The organism is Actinomycetospora sp., from assembly GCF_055612215.1.
The window spans coordinates 1-2005 of record NZ_JBVPVA010000918.1 but is presented as its reverse complement, the minus strand read 5'-3'; the positions used below and the strand labels follow the sequence as shown (position 1 = coordinate 2005).

Annotated in this window: 2 protein-coding genes; one reads left to right on the top strand and one right to left on the bottom strand. The window is 73.3% G+C overall.

Features of this window, described 5'->3' with window-relative positions; translation table 11 throughout:
• A partial coding sequence (locus tag AC0CYZ_RS25055; protein WP_472220389.1) for a linalool dehydratase/isomerase domain-containing protein occupies positions 1–540 on the bottom strand: 540 nt, incomplete at its 3' end.
• A 108-nt stretch (positions 541–648) separates the two neighbouring features.
• Between AC0CYZ_RS25055 and AC0CYZ_RS25050 the strand changes: the two genes are divergently transcribed.
• Positions 649–2005: class I adenylate-forming enzyme family protein (locus tag AC0CYZ_RS25050; RefSeq protein ID WP_472220387.1), on the top strand; the 1357-nt coding region annotated here is incomplete at its 3' end.

Sequence of the window (2005 nt, the reverse complement as noted above, 5' to 3'; positions counted from 1 at the left end):
CATCTGCCAGTACAGGTGCTCGTCGAGCGAGTCGCGGTCGTAGGCGAACCGCTTCGGCTCACCGCCCCAGAAGAACGACCAGTGCTCGAAGGTGAGCGAGCCCGGGGCCGCGTAGCGGTCGTCGGCGAAGAGGTGGTCGTGGAGCAGCGCGCAGGACTGCACGTACGCCGAGTACATGATGTTGTCGCGCACCACCGGGTCCCACTCCTCGTGGTAGCCCTCCGAGAGGTGCGCGTTCATGACCATCCCGCCTCGTGAGACGTCGCGCCAGTAGAGCCAGACGTCGGGCATCAGCAGCTTGTCGATCAGCCGCTGGATCACCGGCCGGAAGAGCCCCGGCGCCGCGGGCAGTCGGTGGCGGTGGGCCAGGGCGAGACCGTAGATCATGTAGGCGAGCTGGAAGCGGTAGCTGCCGAAGTCGTCCTCGCCGGCGCCCTTGCCCTGCATGAGCGACCAGTCGTGCGGCAGCCGGCGGGACAGGTCGTCCCAGTGCCGCAGGTGCCCGAGCTGGGCCTCGTCCAGGACCGACGGCGTCGTCATGCCCCGTGACGGTAGGCCGCTCCGGCGTCGCCACCACACCCGTTCGGGTGTGCCGCCGGCGCCGCGCCCGGGTCACGCTGCGCGGCAGGACGACGTGGAGGTGCGACGGTGGACGGTCCCGGCGACATCCTGCGGGCGGCGGCGGCCCGGTTCGGCGGGAAGACCGCGCTGGTCACGGCGTCGCGGACGCTGACCTACGCGGAGCTGGACGCGCTGAGCGACCGGGTCGCGGCCGGGCTCGCGGCGCGCGGGGTGCGGGCCGGGCAGCCGGTCTCGCTCTACGCGCAGAACCGCTGGGAGTGGGTGGTCGCCTACCACGGGGCGCTCAAGGCGGGGGCCGTGGTCAACCCGGTCAACGTCATGCTCACCCCGGAGGAGCTCGCGTTCGTCCTGCGCGACTGCGGGGCCGCCGCGGTGTTCACCAGCGCCGAGCAGGCCGCGACCGTCCTCGAGCTCACCCGCGAGCTCCCCGAGCTGCGGACGGTGGTCGCGTTCGGACCGGCGGGTCCCGACGCCGGGGGTGCGCTCGCGTTCGACGACCTCCTCGCCGGCGACGCCGCCGTCCCGCCGGTGACCGTCGACCCGGACACCGCCTCGACCATCGGCTACACCTCCGGGACGACGGGCCACCCGAAGGGCGCGGTGCAGAGCCACCGCGCCGTGCTGCTCAACTGCGCGCTGACGGCGACCATGCACGGTCGTCGGGAGGACGACGTCGTCGTGACGGCGCTGCCCGCCCCGCACGTGTACGGCAACGTCGTGATCAACGGGACGTTCCTCGCGGGCGGCACCGTGGTCCTCATGGAACGGTTCGCCGCGGCGGAGGCGCTGCGGTTGATCACCGAGCACCGCGCGACGCTGTTCGAGGGGGTGCCGGCGATGTACGCGATGCTGCTGGCCGACCCGGGCCTCGCCGACGCGGACCTGTCGTCACTGACTCGCTGCACCGTCGGGGGCCAGACGATCCCGACCTCGACGATCCGGCGGTGGCAGGACCGGTCGGGCGCCCCGCTCATCGAGCTGTGGGGGATGACCGAGGTGGCGGGCCTGGGCACCACCCACGCCCTCCACGCGCCCCCCGTCCCGGGCTCGATCGGGGTGGCCCTGCCCGGCATCGAGGTCCGCGTCGCCGACCTCGCCGACACCGCCCGCGACGCGCCCGCGGGGGAGCCCGGCGAGCTGATGGTGCGCGGTCCGATCGTGATGATGGGCTACCACGGCAACCCGGAGGCGACGGCCGAGACGATCGAGCCGGACGGGTGGCTGCATACCGGCGACGTCGCGACGATCGACCCGACCGGCCACGTCTTCGTCGTCGACCGGCTCAAGGACATGATCATCACCGGCGGCTACAACGTCTACCCGGCCGAGGTCGAGCGGGTCCTCGCCGCCCACCCGGCGGTCGCGATGGTCGCCGCCGGCCCGGTCCCGGACGCGGTGCGTGGCGAGCTGGCCTGCGCCTACG